At 74.8% G+C, this 24,578-nt stretch carries 21 protein-coding genes and 1 pseudogene; 15 read left to right on the forward strand and 7 right to left on the reverse strand.

Annotated features, from left to right (window positions below; all coding sequences use genetic code 11):
• Nucleotides 1-77 precede the first annotated feature (77 nt).
• Entirely contained in the window at nt 78-1,106 is a 1,029-nt protein-coding gene (locus IH54_RS0121325; protein ID WP_031519163.1) for an alcohol dehydrogenase, read from the forward strand.
• A gap of 204 nt (nt 1,107-1,310) precedes the next feature.
• On the opposite strand, the gene IH54_RS0121330 is transcribed toward IH54_RS0121325, so the two are convergent.
• Nucleotides 1,311-1,718 (reverse strand): hypothetical protein, encoded by a 408-nt coding sequence (locus IH54_RS0121330; protein ID WP_031519166.1) that lies wholly within the window; start codon nt 1,716-1,718, stop codon nt 1,311-1,313.
• 251 nt (nt 1,719-1,969) lie between these two features.
• Between IH54_RS0121330 and IH54_RS0121340 the strand changes: the two genes are divergently transcribed.
• A complete protein-coding gene (locus tag IH54_RS0121340; RefSeq protein ID WP_031519169.1) occupies nt 1,970-2,434 on the forward strand; it encodes a VOC family protein in 465 nt (154 codons plus the stop codon).
• 727 nt (nt 2,435-3,161) lie between these two features.
• Here IH54_RS0121340 and IH54_RS0121350 read toward each other — a convergent pair.
• Both IH54_RS0121350 and IH54_RS0121355 read right to left on the reverse strand, forming a co-directional pair.
• A complete protein-coding gene (locus IH54_RS0121350) occupies nt 3,162-4,490 on the reverse strand; it encodes a hypothetical protein (protein WP_052397704.1) in 1,329 nt (442 codons plus the stop codon).
• A 9-nt stretch (nt 4,491-4,499) separates the two neighbouring features.
• Nucleotides 4,500-5,255 carry a hypothetical protein gene (locus IH54_RS0121355; RefSeq protein WP_031519173.1) on the reverse strand — a complete coding sequence of 252 codons (756 nt, stop codon included), beginning with the start codon at nt 5,253-5,255 and terminating at the stop codon, nt 4,500-4,502.
• A 57-nt stretch (nt 5,256-5,312) separates the two neighbouring features.
• On the opposite strand from IH54_RS0121355, the gene IH54_RS0121360 reads away from it, so the two are divergent.
• Complete coding sequence (locus IH54_RS0121360; RefSeq protein ID WP_052397717.1) at nt 5,313-6,143, forward strand: glycosyltransferase family 2 protein; 831 nt, start codon at nt 5,313-5,315, stop codon at nt 6,141-6,143.
• A 5-nt stretch (nt 6,144-6,148) separates the two neighbouring features.
• On the opposite strand, the gene IH54_RS0121365 is transcribed toward IH54_RS0121360, so the two are convergent.
• Nucleotides 6,149-7,192 (reverse strand): NAD-dependent epimerase/dehydratase family protein, encoded by a 1,044-nt coding sequence (locus tag IH54_RS0121365; RefSeq protein ID WP_031519176.1) that lies wholly within the window; start codon nt 7,190-7,192, stop codon nt 6,149-6,151.
• Nucleotides 7,193-7,310: 118 nt separating this feature from the next.
• Between IH54_RS0121365 and IH54_RS0121370 the strand changes: the two genes are divergently transcribed.
• Nucleotides 7,311-8,708 (forward strand): helix-turn-helix domain-containing protein, encoded by a 1,398-nt coding sequence (locus IH54_RS0121370; protein WP_159011976.1) that lies wholly within the window; start codon nt 7,311-7,313, stop codon nt 8,706-8,708.
• A gap of 94 nt (nt 8,709-8,802) precedes the next feature.
• Here IH54_RS0121370 and IH54_RS0121375 read toward each other — a convergent pair whose 3' ends face one another.
• Nucleotides 8,803-9,054 carry a hypothetical protein gene (locus IH54_RS0121375; protein WP_031519178.1) on the reverse strand — a complete coding sequence of 84 codons (252 nt, stop codon included), beginning with the start codon at nt 9,052-9,054 and terminating at the stop codon, nt 8,803-8,805.
• Between the two features lie 467 nt (nt 9,055-9,521).
• Between IH54_RS0121375 and IH54_RS0121380 the strand changes: the two genes are divergently transcribed.
• The 5 genes from IH54_RS0121380 to IH54_RS0121400 all read left to right on the forward strand — a co-directional run bounded on the left by IH54_RS0121380 (nt 9,522) and on the right by IH54_RS0121400 (nt 18,591).
• Complete coding sequence (locus IH54_RS0121380; RefSeq protein WP_052397707.1) at nt 9,522-11,642, forward strand: restriction endonuclease; 2,121 nt, start codon at nt 9,522-9,524, stop codon at nt 11,640-11,642.
• Nucleotides 11,643-11,811: 169 nt separating this feature from the next.
• Nucleotides 11,812-15,288: a phosphodiester glycosidase family protein gene (locus tag IH54_RS0121385; RefSeq protein WP_031519180.1), complete on the forward strand. Its 3,477-nt coding sequence runs from the start codon at nt 11,812-11,814 to the stop codon at nt 15,286-15,288.
• 471 nt (nt 15,289-15,759) lie between these two features.
• Nucleotides 15,760-16,581, forward strand: a complete 822-nt coding sequence (locus IH54_RS41845) for a ferric reductase-like transmembrane domain-containing protein (protein WP_052397708.1) — start codon at nt 15,760-15,762, stop codon at nt 16,579-16,581.
• On the forward strand, nt 16,578-18,323 hold the full coding sequence (locus IH54_RS41850; protein WP_052397709.1) for an FAD-dependent oxidoreductase: 1,746 nt from the start codon (nt 16,578-16,580) through the stop codon (nt 18,321-18,323). The genes IH54_RS41845 and IH54_RS41850 overlap by 4 nt, the downstream gene beginning before the upstream one ends.
• Nucleotides 18,324-18,366: 43 nt before the next feature.
• Nucleotides 18,367-18,591 carry a hypothetical protein gene (locus IH54_RS0121400; RefSeq protein ID WP_031519183.1) on the forward strand — a complete coding sequence of 75 codons (225 nt, stop codon included), beginning with the start codon at nt 18,367-18,369 and terminating at the stop codon, nt 18,589-18,591.
• 45 nt (nt 18,592-18,636) lie between these two features.
• Here IH54_RS0121400 and IH54_RS0121405 read toward each other — a convergent pair whose 3' ends face one another.
• The gene (locus IH54_RS0121405; RefSeq protein WP_031519184.1) at nt 18,637-19,053 is read right to left on the reverse strand and encodes an ASCH domain-containing protein; all 417 of its coding nucleotides are present in this window, start codon (nt 19,051-19,053) and stop codon (nt 18,637-18,639) included.
• A gap of 166 nt (nt 19,054-19,219) precedes the next feature.
• Here IH54_RS0121405 and IH54_RS0121410 point away from each other — a divergent pair, with 166 nt between their 5' ends.
• The 6 genes and pseudogenes from IH54_RS0121410 (at nt 19,220) to IH54_RS0121435 (ending at nt 23,700) form a co-directional block, all read left to right on the forward strand.
• Nucleotides 19,220-20,194 (forward strand): alpha/beta fold hydrolase, encoded by a 975-nt coding sequence (locus tag IH54_RS0121410; protein WP_031519185.1) that lies wholly within the window; start codon nt 19,220-19,222, stop codon nt 20,192-20,194.
• Nucleotides 20,195-20,216: 22 nt separating this feature from the next.
• Nucleotides 20,217-20,771 (forward strand): DUF1707 SHOCT-like domain-containing protein, encoded by a 555-nt coding sequence (locus tag IH54_RS0121415; protein ID WP_031519186.1) that lies wholly within the window; start codon nt 20,217-20,219, stop codon nt 20,769-20,771.
• Between the two features lie 209 nt (nt 20,772-20,980).
• Entirely contained in the window at nt 20,981-21,922 is a 942-nt protein-coding gene (gene hemC, locus IH54_RS0121420) for a hydroxymethylbilane synthase (RefSeq protein WP_031519187.1), read from the forward strand.
• 83 nt (nt 21,923-22,005) lie between these two features.
• Nucleotides 22,006-22,050, forward strand: a pseudogene (locus IH54_RS48125) (hypothetical protein); the annotation flags it as partial.
• Between the two features lie 182 nt (nt 22,051-22,232).
• Complete coding sequence (locus IH54_RS0121430; protein WP_031519188.1) at nt 22,233-23,075, forward strand: PHP domain-containing protein; 843 nt, start codon at nt 22,233-22,235, stop codon at nt 23,073-23,075.
• A 52-nt stretch (nt 23,076-23,127) separates the two neighbouring features.
• Entirely contained in the window at nt 23,128-23,700 is a 573-nt protein-coding gene (locus IH54_RS0121435; protein ID WP_031519189.1) for a histidine phosphatase family protein, read from the forward strand.
• On the opposite strand, the gene IH54_RS0121440 is transcribed toward IH54_RS0121435, so the two are convergent.
• Entirely contained in the window at nt 23,695-24,441 is a 747-nt protein-coding gene (locus tag IH54_RS0121440) for a dienelactone hydrolase family protein (protein ID WP_031519190.1), read from the reverse strand. The genes IH54_RS0121435 and IH54_RS0121440 overlap by 6 nt on opposite strands.
• Between the last annotated feature and the right edge of the window lie 137 nt (nt 24,442-24,578).

A 24,578-nucleotide genomic window follows, 5' to 3' on the forward strand; every position in this document is an offset into this window, starting at 1 on the left:
CGTTGTCGCGCGGGGCGCGTCCGGGCGTGCTCTCATGGAAGGAGGAGTGCTCACCGGGAGAACTTGCGGAGGTCCGCGTGGCCACCTATCGCGTTGCCCAGGTGCCCGCCGCCGGCGGGGCGTTGGCGATCGCCGAGCGCGAGCCGTCCCCGCCCGGCCCTGGACACGTACGGATCACCGTCGACGCGTGCGGGATCTGCCACAGCGACGCCGGGTTCGTGGAGGGCGGCTATCCGGGCCTGTCCTACCCGCTGGTGCCCGGCCACGAGATCGCCGGGCGGATCGCCGAGCTGGGTGAGGGGGTCGCGGAGCGCGGCTGGAAGACGGGTGACCGGGTCGGAGTCGGCTGGTTCGGCGGCTCCTGCGGCCACTGCACGCCCTGCCGCCAGGGCGACTTCATCGTGTGCGAGAACCTGAAGGTGCCCGGCTGGGCGTACGAGGGCGGCTTCGGCGAGTCCGTCGTCGCCCCCGCCGACGCGCTCGCCCGCATCCCCGACGGGCTCTCCGCCGCCGACGCGGCCCCGCTGGGCTGCGCGGGCGTGACGACCTTCAACGGACTGCGCCGCAGCTCCGCGCACCCCGGCGACCTGGTCGCCGTCCTCGGCATCGGCGGGCTCGGCCACCTCGGGGTGCGGTACGCCGCCGCGATGGGCTTCGAGACGGTCGCCATCGCGCGCGGCCCCGAAAAGGCGCAATTCGCCAAGGAGTTGGGCGCCCACCACTACATCGACAGCGCCGCCACCCCCGCCGCCGACGCGCTGCGGGCGCTGGGCGGCGCGAAGGTCGTGCTGGCCACGGTCGGCAACTCCGAGGCGATCGCCTCCACCGTGGACGGGCTCGGCCCGCGCGGCGAGCTGGTCGTCATCGGCGCGACCACCGAGCCGCTGGGCATCCACCCGCTCCAACTGATCATGCAGGCCCGGGTCGTGCGCGGCCATCCGTCCGGCACGTCGCAGGACGTCGAGGACACGATGGCCTTCAGCGCGCTGCACGGCATCACCCCGATGACCGAGACGGCCCCGCTGGCCGACGCCGACGCCGCCTACCGCCGGATGCTCTCGGGCAAGGCCCGCTTCCGCATGGTGCTGCTCCCGCAGGAGGGCTGAGCCCTGATGCTCCCGCAGGAGGGCTGAGCCCCACGAGAGTGCCCGCGGGTGCGAGTGCCCGTAGGCGGACGGCCCCACCCCGCGAGGCCCTGCGGGGGCGGGGCCGTACGCCCGCGCACCCGCCGCCGGGGTTCGGCGACGGGTGCGCGGGGGCAGGTGCGGGTGTTCCCGGGGTCGGACGGCGGTCCGGCTCGGCCCCCACCGTCAGGCGGCGTCGAGCGCCGCGGTGATCTTGCGGCTCATGTCCGCCATGACCGGGCCCGGCGCGCCCTTCTGCGCCAGCGACGCGGCCTCGACCGCGGTGAGCACGGTGCTGCGGAAGCCGGCCGCCTCGGCGGCGTCCTGCTTCGCCAGCAGGCTCATGGTCGCGGTCAGGGCGGGCAGGATGCGGTCGGCCATCTCGGCGACGGACTTTCCGCCGAGGTCGCCGATCTTCGACTTCGCGGCCAGGACGTGGCCGACCTCGCCGGTCGCCGAGGCGAGCGCGATCGAGCCGTGGGTGGCGGCCTTGTGCGGCTTGCCGGTCGCGCCCGCCGCGGCCATGAGGGTCACGGCGCCGTAGGCGGCGGTGCGCAGGGTCTGCCGGTCCTGGGCGGAGAGGGTGAGTGCCATGGTGGTGAGCTCCTTCGGCCGGGGCCGGGGCCCCTTGCCGGGCCCCGCGCTTCCTTGTGGCCCAGAGCTTCCGCCCGCCGGGTTTCACGCCGGTCGCACCGCGCTTTCACGTCCCGGCGGTGGGTGAAACCCCCCGAAACCGGAGGCCGTTGCGACGCCGGGACGTCGAGGGCGGCGCGCCTGCTCCGTTCCCGGAGCGGGAGCGGCCACCGTTGCCGTACCCAGCAGGCGACAAGTGGAGGAGGCCCGCCGTGGCGGTCCAGCGGATGGACAACGTCCTGATCGTCGTCGAGGATCTCGACGCCGTCATCACGTTCTTCGAGGAGATCGGCCTGGAGCTGGAGGGGCGCTTCCCCCTCAACGGCACATGGGCCGAGCGCGTCATCGGGCTGCGCGACGTCCGGCAGGAAGTGGCGATGCTGCGCGTCCCGGGCGGCCACGGGCGGGTGGAACTGGCCCGGTTCGACCGGCCGCGGGCCGTCCGGCCCGAGCCGTACGAGGCGCCGTCCAACACGCTCGGGCTGAGGCGCGTGATGTTCGCCGTCGACGACATCCGCGACACCGTGGCGCGGCTGCGCGGGCTCGGCGCCGAAGTGGTCGACGAGATCGTGCGGTTCGAGAACGCCTACCTGCTCGCGTACGTCCGCGGTCCGGAGAACATCGTCGTCGGGCTCGCCGAGGAGCTGAACTCCGCCTCCGCGCAGGGGGATCAGTAGCCGGCGGCGAGGCGCTCCCCGAGGTGCCGGGGGCACTCGGCCTCCGCTCGGCCGGAAACCTCCGCAACGCACCCACAGCCGCAGGGCAACGCCCCCGGGCTGATGGCCCATCGCGCGCCTGCCGAGCGGACTGCCCTGGCGCGTGTCGCGCCAAAACGCACCCCCGGCCGGATGCTCCCCCACGCCGTGGACAACGGGCGCCGGCGGCGGTGGACGCGCTGCTGGGCCGAGGCCGCTGGGCGGGCGTGGCCGGGGCCGACCGGGGACCGCTCGGCACACACTGCCGGATGACGGACCCCGCGCCTACCGTGACCCAGCTGACCAGCACCGCCGGGCCCGCCGGTCTCCCCCCGGACCAGGTGCTCGACGGAGCCGGGAGCGCGGCACCGGCCGCCGTGCGCGCAGCGCGGCCGGGTCTGCCAGGAGCGGCTCGGCGAACTCGTCGGGGGCGTGCCACGCCCCGGTGCCGAAGGGGCGTTGGTCCCGGTCACGGTTGCGGCCGGGCTCCGGCGCGGGCCGGGGCGGACGCAGCGGTGCTGCTGGCGGTCATGCCCCGATGCGGGCAGCGGGCGGCGGGCCCGCGCCCGGGATTCGCCGTCACCGACCTGGCCTCGGGGGAGGCCCGCGGCCACGATGTGGTGCGGACCCGCTGGGCGGGAGCCTCGGCGTAGGCGGCGCCGGCCCGACAGGCTGGAAGGCGGGGCCGCGGGTGCCATGGGTGGTCAGTTCATGTGTCGGCCTGATGACCGGCGGCTCTGCCTGTGGAGTCCCGGCGCATCGCGGTCATGCTCAGGTCGGCCAGGCGGGGCACGAACGCGACGTCGAGTTCGTCGACCGGGTGGAGCAGGCCCCGTTCGCCGGCCTCGGCCAGCCACACGGTGCAGGCGGCGCCGGGGTAGGCGGGGTTGACACCGATCTCGCCTTTGGGGAGGAAGCCGTTGAACGGTGTCGCGATCTGGTGGTCGTTCCAGTAACTCCATGCCCGCAGGGCCTTGGCCTGTTCGAAGGCGAGGTAGAGCTGCGGGTAGCGCTCCAGAATCCGCATCTCGCGGAACAGGCACTGCCCCAGCAGGGACGGCGCGGTCCGGCTGAGGCTGTTGAAGTCCTGGCCGCGGAAGGTGAAAGCCGTCGCGTCCTGGCCGTGGTCGAGCGCTACTGCGGTGAACAGGTGGGACAGGCGGTCCCTGGTGTAGCGGGCTGCGCCCGGATCGAGGCGGGGCTCGATGCCGGCGATCAGTGCGTGGAGGCGGTCGGCGCCCGGGTGGAAGCGGGACAGGTCGAACAGCGTGCCCATGCTGCTGACCGCGGAGAACGCCAGCCGCTTGCAGAGCCCGTTGTTCATCTCGCCGACTTCTGCGTACGCCCGGGTCTGCGCGCTGGTGGAGTGGAGCATCAGGTACTCCGACAGCACCTCGAAGTACACGTAGCCCAGGAACGGCAGGACGGGGACGGCTGCGGCCAGCTGGTCGACGAACGCCTCCGGCGGTGTGCCCCGCCCGGTGGCGTTGGCCAGGACCGTGTCCAGGAACGGCGCAGCCGTGCGGATCTGCTGCACGGCCCGCCGACGGAGCCGGGCGTCCTCGGCCTCGGTGAGGAATCCGCGAAGGTCCTGGTAGGTGCCCAGGTGGACGGGCCCCAGCCGCAGGTAGTCGATCCCCCGGGCCGGCACGGGTGAATCCGGGGTGATCTCGATGACCAGGGTGCGGGTGTGCGGTTTGGTCCGCAGCAGGTACGCGCCGAGGTTGTGCGGCCGCAGCCCGTTGGCGGTGGGCGTCAGCGGAGCGCAGTACAGCGCGGCCACCAGGCATCCGGACGAGGCGTACAGCTGGCCGCTGGCGCGTATGGCGTCCAGTGCGGTCGTGGTGTGCATCAGGTGGATCGGGTGGCCGCTGGCGAGCTGTCGGGTCATGGCGTTGCCGGCCAGCAGCGGCCCGCCGGGGGTGTCGGTTTGGAGGTAGCGCAGCCAGTCGGCGTCGCTCTGGGCGCATCCGGCGGGCACCGGGCGCGGGCGCGGGGCGGTGTAGTCGGTGTGGGCGTCGTCGAGGTCGGTGTCCATGGGCGTCTCCTACGGGGTGCAGGTGATCAAGCTCTGGCGTGCGCTGGTGACGGCGCCCGCGGGGGTTGAGCCGTCGTGGACGGCCTGCTCGCTGCGTACGACGAGAGCGAACGCGGCGGGCGGCAGCCACCCGGGCACCGTGATGCGCAACTGCGTCAGGTCGGGCCACCACCGCTGCAGCGGCAGGCGGTAGCGGTCCAGGCAGTCGGCCGCCTTCAGGACGTCGACCAGGAACGGGTCCGCCTGGTAGCCGCGTTCCCGGGACGGGGTGAACTGCTCGTAGGGCACGTCGTGGACGGCGACCGCGTCCGCCGCACGCTGCAGCATCGCCTCCGGCAGCTCGTGCCCCAGGGCGCGGGTGACCGCCGCGGCGTGGTCGCCGAGCCACCGTGCGGCGCGCTGTCCGTGACCGTGGTCGGCCCGGTCGTCGTGCCGCCGGCAGTCGTGGACCGCTCCGGCGATGCACGCCGCCGCGACGGCGTCGCTGTCGAGCCCCTGCTCCTGGGCCAGGAGCACGGCCAGGAGGCTGACGCGCCCGTTGTGGCGGATGCCGTGGTTGGAGTCGGCCACGGCCGGGACCGCGAACCAGTGTCTGTCCGGCACGAGGAGGAGCCCGGGGCGTGGGATGCTGGGCGCCGCGTCGAAGTTCGCCGGCCGGTTGTCCTCGATCCACCTGAGCGTCACCTGGTCCATGGGCTGGTGTGCCGGTAGACGGCGCTCCAAGGCGAGCGCGTGCAAGGAGCCGGGCGCGGCACGATCGGTCATCGGGACCTCGACAGATAGGTGCGGGCAGGCGTGAAGCTGGGCGTGGCGATCCTGACGATGGGCACGCGGCCGAAGGAGCTGGCGGATCTGCTGGAATCGGTCCGCGCACAGACCGCTCCGGCAGCCCGGACGGTGGTGGTGGCCAACGGGTGCGAAGTGCCGGACCTGCCCCCGTGGGTCAAGACAGTGCAGCTGGCCGAGAACCTGGGGGTGACCGGCGGCCGCAACGCTGCACTGGAGCACCTGAAGGACATGGACCTCGTGCTCGACCTGGACGACGACGGCCTGCTCGTCGCCGACGACGTCTTCGCCACGATCACCACGCTCTACGAGCAGGACCCGCGCCTGGGGATCGTCGGCTTCCGCATCGCCGACGAGACCGGTGCGACCCAGCGCCGCCACGTGCCCCGGCTGCGGGCCGGGGACCCGATGCGGGGCGGGCCGGTGACCGGCTTCCTGGGCGGGGCGCACGTGCTGTCCACGAGGATGCTGGACGAGGTCGGGCCGTGGCCGCAGGCGTTCTTCTTCGCGCACGAAGAGACCGACATGGCCTGGCGGGCGATCGACGCCGACTGGAAGGTCGTCTACGAGCCGCACCTGCTGCTGCAGCACCCGCGTACCTCGCCGGCCCGGCACGCGTTCTTCTACCAGGTCAACGCCCGCAACCGGGTCTACCTCGCCAGGCGCCACCTCCCGGCGGCGCTGGTACCCGTCTACCTGGGGGTGTGGGTGTCGCTGACACTGGCCCGCACCCGGAGCCTGTCGGGGCTGCGGGCCTGGTTCGGCGGCTTCGCCGAGGGCTGGCGCACCCCTTGCGGGCCGCGCAAACCGATGCGGTGGCGCACGGTGCTGGAGCTGACCCGCCTCGGCCGGCCCCCCGTGATCTGACCGGCTCATGCCGCCCCGGCCTGGGCGCGCAGCCATTGCGGGATCGCCTCGGGAGACCGCTCCAGCCACGCCACGTAGCGGTCGACGCCGTCCTCGATGCCCACCTGCGGAACCCAGTCCAGTACCCGCCGCATGCGGGTGATGTCGGCGCAGGCGCCCAGCGGGTCGCCCTGCGGCCTGGGCGTCTCGACGATCCGGGCGCCGGGAAAGTGCCGGCCCACCAGTTCGGCGACCTGCCGGATGGACGTGGCCCGGCCGGTCCCGACGTTCAAGGTCGCCCGCTCCGCGCCGCCGGTCACCGCCGCCAGCAGCGTCGCCTCGGCGATGTCGTCAACGTGCACGAAATCACGGACCTGCACCCCGCCGCCGTTCAGGTGCAGCGGCAGACCCAGCGCGGCCCGCATCGCGAACCACGCCACGACCCAGCTGTGGCTGTTCTCCTTGACCACCTGCGGCTCGCCGTAGACCGAGAAGTACCGCACGATCGCGTACGAGCTGTCCGAGCCGCCCAGGACCAGTCCGGTCTGGTGCTCGCCCCACAGCTTGGTGTTGGCGTACACCGACTCGGGCGCCAGCCCGTCGTCCTCGGCGAACCGCGCCCCCACGTCCGCCGTGCCGGTACCGACGCCGTAGACGCTGGCCGAGGACACGAACACCAGCCGCCTGACGGTGCCGCTGTGCCGGGCCGCGGAGTCGAGCACGGTCTGTGTGCCGTCGACGTTGGCCCGCAGAGCCGCGGCCGGATTGCGAGTGCATTCCGCAACGTCGGCCAGGGCCGCGGCGTGGATCACGTAGTCGCTGCGCGAGACCACGTCGTCCATCAGCGCGGCGTCGGTGATGTCCCCGGCGATGACGTCCCCGTCCTGCGGGGACAGCCCGAACACCGAGGAGTAGACGGACGACCCGTAGGCATCCAGCCTGCCCACGGCCAGCGGCTTGGCGCCCAGCGCCCGGAGCCTGTGCACGATACGGCTGCCGATCAGCCCGAATCCCCCGGTCACCGCAACCGTCGCACCCGACAGATCAGCAAAGCGGTCCTGTGTGTCCACGTCGACCCCACCCTTCGACAGCACCGCGCCCCGATGCGCGGCGTCCGCTGCCGAGGACACCACCAGCCGCCGCTCATCCCCCAGGGGACGACTGTGTGCCCGGTGTGTGCCCGCCGCGGTGACGCCCTCTCAGGACGCCGCCGGGTACGGCAAGGTGTTACAGCAGGCACCGGGCGGCACCTCGGGGGGCGACATGAAACTGGACCGGCATCCGCTCACACACATCCGCCGGCACCACAACTGGTCCATGGACGACCTGGCCCGCCTACTCCGCGACCAGGCCCGACGGCTAGGTCTGCGCAGCGGCATCGACCGCAACCGGATCTGGCTGTGGGAGTCCGAACGCGCCGTACCCGGCCAGGAAAGCCAGACGCTGCTGGCAGCCGTCCTCGACGTCCCCCTCGCCTACATCGGACGACACCCCTGGCCGACATGGCTCCCCGCCGCTTTCGAACAGCCCGCTGCGTTCAGTCCATCCGGCAGCCGGGCCGCGATCAGAGAGGTTCAGATCACCCGCATGGACCGACGATCCTTCCTGGTGTTCAGCAGCAGCGCCCTCGTTGACGTTGCTGCCGACTGGGCCCGCATCGAGCCGCGTCACCTCTCGCAGGCACTCGACGGGCGGCGCGTCGACCCCGACCTCCTGAGCTGGCTGGAGCAGCGCTCCGGCGAACTGCGCGCCCACGCCAACGGACCGCACCACCACCAGATCTCCGGCCTCGTCGACGCCCACCTGGCCACCACGATCGATCTCCTCGACCACAGCCGCTACACCACAGCAGCCGGCCGTCGCCTGCACACCGTGGCGGCCGGCCTCGCACACTGCGCCGGGTGGCTGCGCTTCGACGCCGACCGGCACGCCGGCGCCCAACGGCACTGGCAGGCCGCCGTCCACGCCGCCCACCAGGCCGACGACCGGGATCTCGCCGCCGTCGCCCTGTCCGACCTTGCCTACCAGGCAGCCTGGCTGGCCCGGCCCGCGGATGCGGTCCGTATCCTGGAGCACGCCCGCTCCCGCACCCGCGCCCCGGCCGTCCGGTCCCTGCTCGACCTGCGCCGCGCCAGGGCCTGTGCCGTCCTCCGGGACCGCCACGCAGCAGGGCTCGCGCTGGCGTCCTCCGAGGCCGAGCTCGACCGGATGACCCCCCAGAGCACACCTCCGGCGGTCTCCTGGATGTCGCAGTCCGACATCGACGCAGACGCGGGACGCTGCTGGCTCGACCTCGGCGATCCGGCCCGCGCCGACGCCGCCATCAGCACTGGGCTGCGCGACCTCGACCCCTCCCGCTCCCGCACCAAGGCCGTGTTCCTGACCTACCGCGCCGAAAGCTCGCTGCGTGACCGTGACGCCGCTGCCGCGGCCGACGGCGCCCGGGCCGCCTTCGACGCCGCCCTCGACACAGGGGCCGCCCGCTGCATCGACCTGGTCTCCGCGCTCATCCGGCGCCTGGACGGACGCACCGAGCGACCGCTGGCCGAGCTACGCGACTACGCCCGGGAACGACTGGCCGGGTAGACGCTGCGTCCGACCACCGGCAGGCCCTGCGGGTGGCGCGCGCGGTACTCCCCGAGGGCCGTCCAGGACGGCGTACGGCACCGCCGCCGTGTCCTCAGAAGTGGCCGGAGAGCCCGACCGCCCCCACCACGCCCACGGTGACCAGCAGCAGGAACGTCACGGTGTGCAGGACGAGGATCCGGCTGCCCTCCGGACCCGGGAAGGACCGCTCGCGGCTGCCCATCCGGGCGAACTCGTCGCGGTGTTCGGCCTCGAACCTGATGCGGGCCGGGCGGGCGCGGCGCAGCCAGTAGGTCATGTTCGCGCCTGCCGCCACCAGGACGAGGACCCACCATGCGATCAGCATGCGGGCAAACCTAACCCCGTGCCGCCCGCCGAGGCGCGGGAATTCGACCAGCCGACGGACGGCGGGCGGCGGGCGGCGGGCGGCGGGCCGCGGGCCGCGGGCGGAGCTGCTCACCCGTCAGGTCACGCGGCTCCGGCGCGCCCGGCAGCCGGTCCCGGTGCCGACCGGGCGTGGGCAGCAGGCGGCGGGCCGCGGGCGGAGCTGCTCACCCGTCAGGTCACGCGGCTCCGGCACGCCCGGCAGCCGGTCCCGGTGCCGACCGGGCGTGGGCGGCGGGCGGCGGGCCGCGGGCGGAGCTGCTCACCCGTCAGGTCACGCGGCTCCGGCGCGCCCGGTGGCCGGTCCCGGTGCCGACCGGGCGTGGGCAGCAGGGGGTGGGCGGACTAGAATCGGACATATGTGCCGTCGGCCCGGGGGTCGGCCCGTGGGGGGCCGCGGGGCCGGCGGGGGGACGGGGAAGCCACCGTATGAGTCGTCGCTCCGCCAGTGGTCCGCTGGCCGCGTGGGCCGAGGCGCAGCGGCGCCAGCAGCGGCAGCAGGAGGCCCAGGTGCGCGCGCAGGCGCAGGCGCAGCGGCAGCGGGCCCAGCAGCAGCGGGCGTACGAGCGGGAGGTGGCCCGGCGGGACCGCGAGCGGCAGGCGGCCTACCGGCAGGGCCAGGAGGCCGAGGCGCAGCGGCTGACCGCTGAGATCGACGCGCGGGTCGCGGCGCTGGAGGGCCTGCTCGCGGCGGGGTGCCGGGCGCCCGCGTTCGGGACCGGGGGGCTCGCGCGGTCCGAGCGGCTGCAGCCGTTCGACCCGGGGCCGCTCGGCCGCCCCGTGCCGATGCCCGATCCCCAGCGCTACCGGCCGCCGCAGAACGCCGCGTGGGGCCGGGGCGCCCGGCGGCGCGCCGAGGACGAGGCGCAGGCGCGCTACGCCCACGACCTGCGCGCCGCCCAGCACGCGGAATCCCAGCGGCAGGCCCAACTCGCCGCCTACCGGAGGCAGTACGACGCGTGGGCGGCGACCGCACTGGCCGCGGTACGCCGGCACAACACCGAAGTGGCCACGTCCGTGGCCGCGTTGCGCCGCGGGGATCCGCAGGCCGCGGTCGAGTACTTCTCCGCCGCCCTCTACGCCTCCACCGCCTGGCCCGACGACCTGCCGCGCTCGGTGAGCGCCGCGTACGACCCGGCGCAGCGGCAGCTCGTCCTGACCTGGCAGCTCCCGGCGTACGACGTCGTGCCGGAGACCAAGTCCGTGCGCTACATGCCGACCGCCGACCGGCTGAAGGAGACGCCCCGCCCCGCCACCCAGCGCCGCGCGCTCTACCGCGACCTGCTCGCGCAGTGCGTGCTCCTCGCGCTGCGCGACCTCTTCGCGGCGGACGAGCCGGGCGCCCTGGAGTCGGTCGCGCTCACCGGCTACGTGGACGGCCACGACCCGGTGACCGGCCGCCGCTCGCAGCTGCACCTGGCGTCCGTGACGGCCACCCGCGCGGACTTCGAGCGGCTCGACCTCGCGCGGGTCAGCGCGGTGGACTGCCTGGTGGAGGGTCTGCGCGGGCAACTGTCCGCGCGGCCCGAGCAGTTGGTGCCGATACGCCCGGGCAGGCTGCCCGAGGACGTCGGGGGCGCGGCGGGCGGCTCCGCGGTCGTGACACACGGCGGGGACGACGAGCCCGACCTCTTCGCGATGGACCCGCTGGTCTTCGAGCAGCTCGTCGCCGACCTCTTCCGGGCGATGGGCATGCAGGCCGTCACGACCGTGCGCTCCGGCGACGGCGGCGTGGACGTCGACGCCCTCGACCCCGCCCCGATCACCGGCGGTTCGATCGTCGTGCAGGTCAAGCGCTACCGGCACACCGTGCCGCCGACCGCCGTACGGGACCTGTTCGGCACCGTCCAGCACACCGGCGCCAACAAGGGCGTGCTGGTGACGACCTCGCGCTTCGGCCCGACCGCGCACACCTTCGCGCACGGCAAACCACTCGAACTCGTCTCCGGTGAGCAGCTGGTGGAGCTGCTGCACGCGCACGGGCTGCGCGGTCGCCTCGGCCCGTCGCCCACCGCGGCGGCCCCGGCTCCCGTGCCCGGACCCGACGACGACGAGGCGGCCGACGACCACAACGTCCTGGCCCTGAGCTGGACCGGGGACGTACCGCTCGACGTGTGCGCGCTGGTGTGCGCGGGCACCACCGCGCTCAGCGACGAGCACTTCGTCTTCTACAACAACCCGCGCACCCCCGACGGCACCGTGCGCGCCATCCCCGCGCCGCCACCGGACCGGGCCGCGCTGCGGGTCGCCTTCGACGCGCTGCCCGCGCGCGCGGACCGGCTCGTGCTGGCCGCCGCGCTCGACCCGACCGCCGTCACCGCGCACACCGACCTGACCTCCTTCCAGGCGGCGACGCTGCGGCTGCTCGACGCCGCCCGCGCCGACCTCGGCTCGCTCGCCGTGTCGGAGGGCCGCCCGGGCGAGACCGCGCTCGTGCTGGGCTCCTTCCGCCGCCGCCCGTCCGGCGACTGGGACTTCGTGCCGGGCGGCAAGGGCTACCCGGGCGGCCTGGAGGCCCTCATCCACGACTACGGCATCGACACCGAGTGACGGGGGAGACCTCCCCCCGATCCGTCCCGCGCGCCTCTGACGTGCACACACGTCCCGCCGAGCGGAATGACGGAACCTCGGTGCCGCCAGGTGTTCACCCCGACTTCCGTTCCCGGGCAAGTGCGACCGCCTAGCGTCAGCAGCCATGGACACGGATGCGAGCAGGGACATGAGGACGCAAGCGGGCCCCGGGGCGGCGGGCGGGCAGGTCACGCGGCGCGGGCTGATCGCCGGGGCGGTCGCGGCGGGCCTCGTCGCGGGCGGGGCCGCCGTCGGGGCGGCCCCGGCGTACGCGGCGGGCGGCGGCGCCGACGGGCAGGGCCAGGACGCCTCCGGCGGCGGACCGGCGAAGGCCGGGCGCTTCAAGGCGCCGGTGTACGACCTGGCCGTGGACGGCGAGTCGGTCGTCACGGGCCGGGTGGACCGGCCGGTCGCACCCGGCATCGTGCTGACGTCCTTCGACCTGTTCGGGCGGACGGGCTGGACGCGCGCGCACGTGCTGAACGCCGACCTGGGCACGGCGTCGGTGTCCGTGGACCTCGTCGCGGCCGAGGTCAGCCGGGCGCGGCAGCTCAAGGGCGCGGCGGACGGGCAGCACGCGGTGGCCGCCGTCAACGGCGACTACTTCGACATCACCGAGACCTACGCAGCCGAGGGCCCGGAGATCAAGGGCGGGCAGCTGCGCAAGGGCACGAGCACCGCGCAGACGGTCATGGCGGTCGGCGCCGACCGGGTCGCACGGCTCGCGGACCTGATGATCTCCGGGACGGTCACGGTCGCGGGCGCCACACGTCCGCTCGCCGCGCTCAACTCCCCTGTTGTGCCCGCCGATTCGATGGCCGTCTACACCCCGCTGTGGGGCCCGGCCGACCGCACGCTGCTCCAGGACCCCGGCCCGTACACCGAGGTCGTCGTGAGCGGCGGCGTGGTGAGCGCGGTGAACTCCGGGCTGACGCCGACTCCCGTGCCCGCGGACGGACTTGTGCTGCTGGGCCGCGGCGCGGCGGCCGCGCGGCTCGCCGCGGTGCGCGAAGGCGACGCGGTGAGCGTGGACTTCGCGCCGAAGAGCGACGCGCCCGGCGCGCTGGGGATGGCGCTGGGCAGCGGCGCGGTGCTGGTCCGGTCGGGCGCGGCGGTGGACTTCCCGCCGAGCACCGGCAACGACGCGCCCAAGCCGCGCACCGCGGTGGGCTGGCCGCAGGGCGGGCACCGGCTGCTGCTGGTCGCCGTGGACGGCTCGGCGAACTTCTCCGCGGGGCTGAGCTTCGACGACATGGCCGTGCTGATGGCGAGGCTCGGCGCGTACGAGGCCTTCATGCTGGACGGCGGCGGGTCGACGGAGATCGTCGCGCGGCGCGCCGGGGACAGCGGTGTGAGCGTGGTCAACACGCCCTCGGACGGCGCCGAGCGGCCCGTCCCGAACGGCGTCGGCCTCTTCTCCCGCCCGGGGTCGGGGCAGTTGCGCGGCCTGGACGTGCGCCCGCAGGCCGACCGCGTGGTGCCGGGCCTCACGGTGGACATCGCCGTGGCCGGTTACGACGAGGCGTGGGGCCCGGCGGGAACGGGCGGCCACGAGGTCGGCTGGTCGGCGCAGCCGGGCTCGCTCGGCTCGGTCAGCGGCGGCGTCTTCCGCGCCCGCCGCTCCGGCGCGGGCGTGCTGCGCGCCCACGCGGGCGCGGCGGACGGCGAGGCGGAGCTGCGCGTCCTGGGCGAGCTGCACCGGCTGGCCTTCACCCAGCGCGCGGTCACCATCGACCCGGGCGCGACCGCGACCGTGGCCCTGACCGGCTACGACGCGGACGGCTTCGACGCGCCCGTGGCGCCCCGCGACGTCACGCTCGACTACGACAAGGCCGTCCTCACGGTCACGCCGACCGCCGCGGGGCTGGACGTCACCGGCGCCGCGGACGGGGGCGGCAGGACGGCGACCCTCACCGCGACCGTGCAGGGCGTCACGGCCAGACTCCCGGTCACCGTGGGCCTGGTGGACGTCCCGCTCGGCGAGTTCGAGGCCGCCGGGCAGTGGACGGCACTGGCAGCCCGCGGTACGGCGTCGGTCGCGGTGGTCGCCGCCGACGACCGCCCGGGGGCCGCGGCCGGGAACCACGCGCTCCGGTTGACGTACGACTTCACCGGGCAGTCCAGCACGTCGGCCGCCTACGCGGTGGCCGCGCCCGGGCCGCTCACGCTGCCGCCGGGCACCAAGAAGCTCGCGCTGTGGGTCAACGGCGACGGCAAGGGCCACTGGCTGCGCGCGATGCTCTCCTCGCAGGGCACCACCAACGTGCCCTTCACCTTCGCCACCGTCGTGGACTGGACGGGCTGGCGGCGCGTCGTCGGCGACCTCCCCGCGGGCTTCTCCGACCCCGTCACGCTCTCCCGCATCTACATCGCCGAGACCGCGCAGACCAACAAGAACGCGGGCGTGCTGCTCTTCGACGCCCTCGCCGCGCAGGTCGGGCAGGAGCCGGACGCCTCCGAGCCGCCGCAGCCGGACCCGTACGTGATCGAGCAGGGTGAACTGCCCGGCCACCGATGGACGTTCGCGGTGCTGTCGGACCTGCACATCAGCGCGGCCGCCGGACCGGACTCCTTCTCCGGGCGGCAGGCCGTCAAGGCGCTGGGCCAGGTCGTCGCGAGCAAGCCGGACTTCATCCTGGTCAACGGCGACTTCGTCGACAACAACACGCAAGGGGACTTCGACCTCGCGCTCGGCCTGCTGCGCGACCACGTCCCCGCGACGCTGCCGGTCCACTGGACGCCCGGCAACCACGAGGCGGGCCTGTCGGCGACCGGCGGGCTGGACACGTTCCTGTCCGCGACCGGACGCCCCAACAAGCAGGTGCTGGACCACAAGGGCGTGCGCTTCATCCTGCTGGACTCGCACACCGGCGACATGCGCACCTCCGACTGGGACCAGGTGCCGCTGCTGCAGGCCGAGTTGGCGAAGGCGGCGAAGGACCGCACGGTGACCGGCGTCGTCGTGTCCTTCCACCACCCGCTCAGCGACCCGTCCGGCGCGGGCGCCTCGCAGCTGTCCGACCAGCTGGAGGCGGGGCTGCTGCAGCAGTGGCTCGCCGACTTCCGCGAGCAGTCCGGCAAGCCCGTCGCGCTCTTCACCGGCCACGCGCACACCGCGTCCGTGACGCGTGCGGACGGCGTCCTCGACATCACGACCCCGGCCGTCGGCAAGACCCCGTACAGCTCGCCCGACCAGGGCGGCTTCTTCGGCTGGATGCACGTCGCCGTCGAACCGCGCCCGGCGCGCGTACGGGCCGGGGAGCCGAGCCCGGACACCCGCGAGTGGCTCGTCGCCGAATCGCGCCCGCTCATCGACGGCATCGAGCTGGCCGCCCCGGCACAACTGGCGCGCGGCGCAACGGCGGACGTCGCCGCGACCGGGATCACCAGCGAGTTCGGCCTGCGCTTCCCGCTGCGCTTCCCGGCGAGCGTGACGTGGTCCGGAAGCCGCGGCCTCGCGGTGGCGCGCACCTCCGCCGAGGCCGCGACCGCGCGCCGCCGCCACGGCACGCTCGCGGTCCTCGACCTCGCGGCGGGCACGCTCACCGCGGTCGGCAAGGGCGAGGTCACGCTGACGGTGGCCGCGGGCGGGCTGACGTCCTCGGCGCAGGTCGCGCTGGGCTGAGCCCCGCGGGCCTCCGCGGCGCCCCGCCGGCCGGTGAGCACACCGGGCGGCGGGGCGTTCCGCATAAAGGGGCTGCTGTGTTTTCTTGTCCGGACAAAGCAATTGCCGTGGTATCCGGACGGGCTCGGACAGTCGCGAAAACTTTCGGGCACATTCGATCACCGCGGTCGGTCCGGCGCCCGGAAGACATTCACAGCAACCTCAGAGATACCTGCGCACCCCCGCCCGCAAAGCGGGATTTACCTCCATTTCCCCGCTGCTGAGCCTCGAACACACGCCCCCACAGCGGCGTTTCGGTGGTGTAGCCTCTGCGCCGAACGGACCACCCGCCGGGTGTTCCACTCGGCGGGAAATTCCGCTCTGCCGGATTTTCGCGGGATTTTCGCGGGTTCTCTCGGACATTGCCCACGGCCCTGCCGTGCCTTTCCACGGGAATCTCCGCGGGCTCCTCTCCGCAGGGAGGGCTTGGACATGTTCGACACACCGGGCGCCGCGGAGGCGCCCGCCCCTGGGCCCTCTTTCGTGCCCGCCGTCCGCGGGCGGACCGTACCGCACGCGGCGGCCGCGGCCGCGGTCCTGCTGCTGGCCTGCGCCGCCTGCCTGCTGGCCTTCGCGCCGCACGCCGCCGCGGCCGCCGCGGGCGCCGCCCGGGACGCCACGGCCCCGCCGGGCACGCCGATCCCGGGCTCGCCGCTCGACGCGTACGACAAGCACATGCCGTACGACGACGGCTCGCACAAGATCGCCCGGCTCGCCGCGCTCATCGCGTACACGCTCATGGTCGCGACCGTCGTGCTCGGCGTGGTGCTGCGGCTGCGGTTCATGCAGCGCGCGGTCAACCGGGCGACCTTCTACGGGGCGCACATGACGCTCGCGCTCTCCGCGATGATCTTCGGCGGCATCCACGGGCTGACGTTCGTCTACCAGCCGGTGTGGCAGATCGGCTGGGAGCGCCTGGCGATCCCCTTCACCGGCGGGATGCAGCGCGTGCCGGTGGGGCTCGGCATCCTCGGCACCGAACTCGCCGTCGCGGTGGCCTGCTCGGTGTGGCTGCAGCGCAGGCTCGGCTACCACCGGTGGCTGCGCTTCCACCAATTCGCCTACGTCTCCTTCGGGTTGATCTGGGCGCACATCTTCCTGGTGCACCCCGAGCCGCGGCACGTCAACCTCGTCGCGGTCGGCGTCGCCGCCGGGGCGGGCACGGCGCTAATGGCCTTCCTCGTCCGCATCCTGCCGTCGCGCTCGCGGCTGCGGCAGCGGGCCTTCCCCGGCGGCTCGGAGGTCTCCCCGTGAGCCACCCGCCGGGCCCCCCGCGGCGCCTGCCGCAGCCCTACCGCCCGCCGGGCCCCGCGCCCGCGCAGCCGTACGGGTACGCGCCACCGCCGCAGCAGTACGTGCCCTCGCCCGCGCCCCAGCCGTACGCGCCCGCCCCGGTACGGCAGCCGCGGCCGCAGGTGCCCGCGCCGCCCGTCGAGACCGTTCCCGCGGACTCCTTCGACCTGCCGCGGCCCGTGCTCGTGCCCGAGGGCGAGCCGGTGCGGATCAGCGTCGACAACAACCGCTGCCACATCTACGGCATCTGCCAGCAGGAAGCCCCCGAGGTCTTCCGCATCTCGGCGGGCGGCTCGCTGCACTACACCCGCGCGGTGCCCGCCGAGCTGGCCGCCAAGGCCCGGCAGGCGGTGCGCTGCTGCCCGATGCAGGCGGTCACCATCCACGGCGGCGCCGCCCCCGGCGGCGAGCGGCGCCCCGCGCGGCCGCGCCGCAGCGGCAGCTCCACGCGCACCGGGCAGCGGCGGATCGCGATCGCGGGCGGCGGGCTCGCCGGGCTCAGCGCCGCGACCCGGCTGCGCGAGCGCGGCTTCGACGGCGAGCTGGTGATCGTCGGGGAGGAGCCCCATCTGCCCTACAGCCGACCGCCGTTGTCGAAGCAGTACCTGTCCGGCGCGCTGGGTGAGGACGCGCTGCTCTTCCGTGCCGACGAGCAGCTCGACGCGCACTGGCTGCTGGACACCCGTATCACCGGCCTCGACCTCCAGACCTCCACGCTCGAACTGCGCGGCGGCGAACGGCTCCCGTACGACGGGCTGGTCATCGCCACCGGCGTGGACGCCAGACGGCTGCCCGAGGCACCGCTGTTCAGCGACCGCATCCGCACCGTGCGCACCCTGCGCGACGCCGCCGCCGTGCAGCGCGCGATGCACGCCGCGCGCGCCCGGCACGTCGTCATCCTCGGCGGCGGCTTCATCGGGTGCGAACTCGCGTGCACCGCACGCGAGCACGGCATGGACGTCACCCTCGTCGTGCACAGCGCCCCGCTGCTGCGGCGCGTGCTCGGCGGGCAGGTCGGCGCAGTCGTCGGCGCGATCCAGGAGCGCGCCGGGGTCGACGTCCGGCTGGAAACGGAGATCACCGAATGGCAGGACCTGGACGGCGCGCTGCGCCTGCGGCTGTCCGACGGGGCGCTGCTGGACTGCGACTTCGTCGTCCTCGGCCTCGGCGGCGAGCCACGCACCGAGTGGCTGCGCGGCAGCGGCCTCGACGTCTCCGACGGCGTGCTGTGCGGGCCGACCTGCCACGCGGTGGACGCGTGGGGACGGACGATGCCGCGCGTCGTCGCCGCGGGGGACGTCGCCCGCTGGCCCAACCCGCGCTTCGACGCCCGCCCGCGGCGCGTCGAACACCTCATCCACGCCGTCGAGATGGGCCAGCACGCCGCCGACGCGCTGCTGCGCGGCCCGGAGCGCGCCGCCCGCTTCGCGCCCGTGCCGCGCTTCTGGTCCGAGCAGCACGGCCACCGCATCCAGGCCGCCGGGATCCCCGCCCTCGGCACGGACGTCGAGGTCGTCGAGGGCTCGCTGCGCTCCGAGCGGTTCGTCGCCCGCTACACCCGCGCCACCCCGTACGGGCCGCAGGTCGTCGCGGCCGTCGCCTTCGACATGCCGCTCGAACTCCTCGCCTACCGCGACGAGATCGGCCGCTCGCTCCCCCGCGACCGCACCTCCTCTTCCGCCGCCTCCCGGAGACGCCGATGAGCCGCGCCCGCACCCCCGCTGCCGCCTCCCCGCGGGGGGTCCGATGAGCCGCGCCCGGGCCCGCTCGCCCCGCCCGCCGTCCGGCGGCCCGCTGCACTGGCTCCTCGCACTGCCCGCGCGGCTGCGCGTGCGCTGGCTCGTCATCCTCGCGGTCACGGGCGCGGCCATGGCCCTCTACGCGCACACCCTCATGACAGCGTCCCCGATGCCGCCCGGCCGAGCCCCCGCCGAGTCCGGCACAGCGGCCACGGCCGCGGCCCACCGCTGAGGGCGGGCCGCACGGCTTCGGCCCGTCACCCGCGAGCCGACCCACCTACTCCGGGACGACCCGGAAGCGCTCGGCCACCACGAGCGTGCCGCCGTCGACGACCGGCGTGCGGCCCAGGAAGTCGCGGACGCCCTCGCTCGTGAAGAAGTCGATGTGCGCCGCCCGCCACTCCGCCGCGTCGGCGTACCCGCGCCCCTCGGCGTGCGCGAAGTCGTCCCCGACCTCCGCCATCGGCAGGACGGTCACGTCCACCAGCTCGATCGTGACCGCGTGCCGCCCGTCCGAGCCGACGACCGAGTACCGCTGCCCGGCCGCCGGGAGCGCCTCGCCCGCGTGGTCGTAGATCTCCTTCAGCCCGGTGAGGGCCGTCTTCTCGCCGCTGCGTATCGCGGCCACCCCGCGGTCGCGTTCCGGCCCGGGGAAGGCGAGTTCGAGCACCGGCAGTCCGTCGTGATCGCTCATACGGCGAGCGTACGGAGCGGTTTCGGGCGGCTGCAAGGCGGTTCCGCGAGGGGCGTAAGGGGAGCTGCCGGGTTTGCCGAACCGGCAAATGATCTTGGCGGCCCGGCCGGCGGTACGGATGATCGTGGACGGACCCCGTCCCCCGCGTCCCGTCCGGAGGAGTGCCATGCCGCAGGAGATCACGCACCGGCTCGTACCGTCGCCCGCCGGGCGGGTGCATGTGGTGGAGCAGGGGGAGGGGCCGCTCGTGCTGCTCGTGCACGGCTTCCCGGAGTCCTGGTACTCGTGGCGGGCGCAGCTGCCCGCGCTCGCGGCCGCCGGTTACCGGGCGGCGGCCGTGGACGTCCGCGGTTACGGGCGGTCCTCGCGGCCCGCGGACCAGGGGGCGTACCGGATGACGGAGCTGGCGGCGGACGCGGTCGCCGTCGTACGGGCGCTGGGCGGGGGGCCCGCGGTCGTGGTCGGGCACGACTGGGGGGCCAACATCGCGGCCTGCGCCGCGCTGCTGCACCCGGACGTCTTCCGCGCGGTGGGGCTGCTGAGCGTGCCGTACGCACCGAGGGGCGGGCCGCGGCCGTCCGAGATCTTCGCCTCGATGGGCGGGGAGGAGGAGTTCTACGTCTCCTACTTCCAGCAGCCCGGCCGCGCCGAGGCCGAGATCGAGCCCGACGTGCGCGGCTGGCTCGCGGGCATCTACGCGGCCCTGTCCGGCGACACGATGCCCGCGCCCGGCGCCCCCGACCCGCACTTCGTCCGCCCCGGCGGCACGATGCGCGAGCGCTTCCCGGACGGGCGCCTGCCCGGATGGCTCGGCGAAGCCGAACTCGACGTCTACGCGGGCGAGTTCGAGCGCACCGGACTGACCGGCGCGCTCAGCCGCTACCGGAACATGGACCGCGACTGGGAGGACCTCGCGGCCTTCGACGGCGCCCCGGTCCGGCAGCCGTCCCTCTTCGCCGGCGGCGCCCTGGACGCCTCCACGACCTGGATGTCCGAGGCGATCGACGCCTTCCCGGTGACGCTCCCCGGCCTGGTGTCGAGCCACCTCCTCGACGGCTGCGGCCACTGGATCCAGCAGGAGCGCCCCGCGGAGGTCAACGCCCTCCTGACCGGCTGGCTCACCGGCCTCCCGCCCGCCTGAACACTGCCCCTATCGTGGGACGGTGACCACCCCGCCCGCGCAGCCGCACCAGCCGCCCCTCACCGACGACGCCCGCGAAGCCGCCGTCCGGCGGCTACGCGAGGCGTACGCGGCCGAGCACCTCACGCACGAGGAGATGGACGAGCGCCTCGGCCGGGCCCTCACCGCCCGCACCGAGGCGGACCTCGCGGCCGCCGTCGACTCCCTCCCGGCGGAGCCCCCGGACCCCGAGGAGACCGCCGTCACCATCAGCGCCGCCACCGGCCGTATCCGGCGCGGCGGCGCGTGGCAGCTCCCCCGCAGGCTCAAGGTCGAGTCCGCCTTCGGCAAGGTCCGCCTCGACCTCTCCCGCGCGGTCTTCCCGCACCCCGTCCTGGACCTCGAACTCGCGCTCGGCACTGGCGGCGCGCGCATCACCGTGCCGCGCGACGCGATCGTGGAGGTCGGCGACCTCACGACCACCTGGAAGGACCTGCGCTACCGCCCCCGCCCCACCACCTCGCCCACGGCACCGACCATCCGGCTGTCCGGCGTCGTCGGCTTCGGCCGCGTCAAGATCCGCCACGCCCGCCGCTGACCCCGCTCCCGCGGGTGACCCGCCACGCCCGCCGCTGAGTTCGCCTCCGCGGGTGACCCGCGCCGCCGGGATGCGGCTCACCCGTGGTCCGGCCCGCCCGGCGGCGGCCCCCCGCGTGCCGACCCGCTGTCTGCATCAGCACGCGGCGGCCCCGCCTAGGCTCGGAGGACCGGCCGGTGTGCGGTCCGGACGGAGCGGAGGTGGCCGCGGTGGCCCGGTATCTCGTCGGCTCGCGGGCGAGCAAGCTCGCCCGGGCGCAGATGCGGCAGTACCTCGCGCCGCTGCGCGAGCGCTTCCCCGGGGCGGAGTTCACGCACCGGGTGATCCTGGAGGGCGGCGACCGCGACCGCAGGTCGGGGCTCGCGGACGTCTCCGCGGGGAGCGGCGGTTCGGCGTTCAGCAGCGCGCAGGAGGCCGCGCTGGCGGGCGGCGAGGTGGACGTGGTCGTCCACTCGCTCAAGGACCTGCCCACGGCCGTACCGCCGGGCCTGATGCTGATGCCGCCGCCCGGCCGGGAGGACGTGCGCGACGCGCTGTGCGGGGCGACCCTCGCGGGGCTGCGCAAGGGCGCCCGGGTCGGTACGGGGGCGGCCCGGCGCGCCGCCCAGCTGCGCGCGGTGCGGCCGGACGTCGAGATCGTCCCGATCCGCGGCAACGTACCGCCGCGGCTGCGCAAGATCGAGTCGGAGGGCCTGGACGCGGTCGTCCTCGCCGCCGCGGGCCTGCGCCGCCTCGGCCTCGACGACGCGATCGGCGAGCTGCTGCCCCTCGACCTCTTCCCGCCGAGCCCCGGCCAGGGCGCGCTCGGCATCCAGGTCCGCGCGGACGAGGCCTCCGCACCGCTGCGCGCCCTCCTCGCCACCACGGCCGACCCCGCCGCCGACGCGGCCGTACGGGCCGAACGCGCGCTGCTCGCCGAGCTGCACGGCGGGTGCAGCGTGCCCGTCGGGGCGTACGCCTCGCTCCTCCCGGACGGCGAACTCACCCTCCTCGCCCAGGTCAGCTCGCTGGACGGCACGACCCAGCTCACCGCCCGCCGCACCGACGCCGCCGACTCCCCGGAGGCCCTCGGCCGCGCGGTGGCGGCGGACCTCGTCGCCCAGGGCGCCCACGCGGTCCTGGACGCGGCGCGGGCCGCCGCCCGGAGCTAGGGGCTGCCGTCGCGCTCCGGCGAGCGCAGCGTCTGCGTCAGCATCTTCTGGGTGATTTCGGCTTCACCCCGTCCGGCGCGGACCTGGAGGAGATCACCGCCCTGGTGGCGTCGGGCGCCCTGCGGGTGGCCGTCGACCGGACCCTCCCCCTGGAGGAGGCGACGAAAGCCCACGAGCTGAGCGAGACGTTGGCGGGTGCCGGGGAAGGTCGTGCCGACGCTCCGCGGGTGGGGCTCCGCGCGAACGGCGGTCGGAGGGGCGCCCGTTGGGCCCGCGTGCGAGACTCGTGGCGGCGAAAGGGGTGGGAGCCGTGGTGCTGCCTGCGGACGGTCATGTGCACAGCCAGTGGTCCTGGGACGCGCCGGGCGGGTCGATGGAGCAGACGTGCCGGCGCGCCGTCGAACTCGGACTCCCCGCGGTCGCGTTCACCGAGCACGTCGACTTCGCGAGCTGGATCGTACGGCCCGAGGACCTGGCGGACTTCCCACACCTGAAGGCGTTCGTCACGCCGGGCGGCACGACACTCACCCCGCCGGCACTCGACCTCGACGGTTACCAGGAGTGCCTCCAGCGCTGCCGCGAGGAATTCCCGGACCTGCGCATCCTCAGCGGCGTGGAAATGGGCGAGCCGCACTGGAACCCCGCCGCGGCCGCCGCGCTGCTCGCGGCGGGCGGGTTCGACCGGGTGCTCGGCTCGCTGCACTGCCTGGAGATCGACGGCGAGCACTCGGAGATGCCCCACCTCTACGAGAACCGGGAGCCCGCGCGGGTCGTGCGCGAGTACCTGGCGGAGGTCGTCCGGCTGGTCACGGAGTCGGACGGGTTCAGCGCGCTCGCCCACATCGACTACGCGGTGCGCTACTGGCCCGAGCAGACCGCCGGCCCGTTCCGCCCGGCCGACTTCCAGGACGAGTTCCGCCACGCCCTGCGCACCCTCGCGGACAGCGGACGCGTCCTGGAGGTCAACACCCGCGGGCCGATGCACCCCGAGATCGTCCGGTGGTGGCGTGAGGAAGGCGGCGAGGCGGTCACCTTCGGCAGTGACGCGCACACGCCCGTCGGCCTCGCCCACGGCTTCGCCGCCGCAGCGGCCATGGTCGAGGCCCAGGGCTTCCGCCCGGGCCGCCACCCCTACGACCACTGGCCCCGGTGACGTCACCGGCCACCCCGTCCCGCCCACGGCCCCCGGCGTCAGGAGCCCCGCCATGGCAGTCGCCCTCGTCTACGAGACCCACACCCTCACCACGGACAACGAAGCCGGCATCTCCACCGGCTGGCTGCCGGGCCAACTCTCCGCGGAGGGCGTCCGCGAAGCGCTCGACCTCGGTGAGCGGCGGCGGGGCGAGGACATCGCCGCCGTGTTCACCTCCGACCTGCACCGGTCGGTGGAGACCGCGCGCATCGCCTTCCCCGGGGGGCGGCCCCCGATCCACCAGGACGTGCGGCTGCGCGAGTGCGACTACGGTGATCTCAACGGCAGTCCGTCCCACCTCGTCGACGCGCAGCGCGCGCGGCGTATCAACACCCCCTTCCCCGGCGGCCAGAGCTACCGGCAGGTGCTGGCCGCGACGGACTCCTTCCTGCGGGAGCTGGCCGAGCACCACGACGGCCGGCGCGTCCTGGTGATCGCCCACACGGCGAACAAATGGGCACTCGACTGCCTCCTCACCGGGGCGTCCCTCCCGGACCTGCTCGCGGCCCCCTTCGCGTGGCAGCCGCACGGCTGGTGCTACACCGTGCCCACGGGCTGGGGCGCCGGGACCGGGCAGCCGTCATGACGTCGTCGGCGGCGTGGGCAGCGTCCGGCCCAGGAGCGGGAGCAGGCGGTCCCAGTGGCGCTCCAGGCCGGAGGCGCTGAAGGCGTCGGTGTCGGACATCGTGAAGCCGTGGACCGTGCCGGGATAGATCTCGGAGGTGTGGCTGACGCCCGCGACGTCCAGGGCCCGGTTGAGTTCGCCGAGGGCCTCGGGCGTCAGGTCACTCGCGGCGTGCCCGAGGTGGACCTGCGCGGTGAGGCCGGCGAAGAGGCCGGGCCCGGCGGCGCCCACCGGGCCGTGGAAGGCGGCGACGGCCGCCACCCGGCCCGGGTGGGCCGCGGCGGTGCGCATCGCGTAGAGGCCGCCGATGCAGTAGCCGGTCACTGCGACGGGCCCGGGGCCGACCTCGGGCCGGTCGGCGAGGAAGCCGAGGTAGGCATCGGCGTCGCTCAGCACCCGCGCGGCGGTGTGCGCCTCGATCAGGGGCATCAGGTCGGCGAAGACCGCGGGCCGGGCCTCCGCCCCGATGTACGCGGGGAGTTCGACCACCGGTGCCGGGCCGTGCCGGTGGAAGACGTTGGGGACGAGCACGTAGTAGCCGTGCCCGGCCAGCTCGCGGGCCAACTCCCGTATGACGGGACGGATCCCGAAGCCGTCCGGGTACATCAGCACCCCCGGGTGCTGGTCCCCCTGGTCGGGGTAGGCGGCGAAGGCGTCGGCCCGGCCGTCGGCGGTGGGGATGTGCACGGTCCTGGTGGGCATGAACTCTCCTGTCGTGGTTGATGTGTTGGAGCCTGAGCATCGACACGACGAAGGCGGAGCCCGCGCGGCACCGCGGGTCCCCCGACCGGACAACGGGCCCGCACCGGCCCGTACGGCGCTCAGCGGAGCACCGGGTC

The organism is Streptomyces sp. NRRL F-5123 (genome assembly GCF_000721495.1).
Classification (GTDB): Bacteria; Actinomycetota; Actinomycetes; order Streptomycetales; family Streptomycetaceae; genus Actinacidiphila.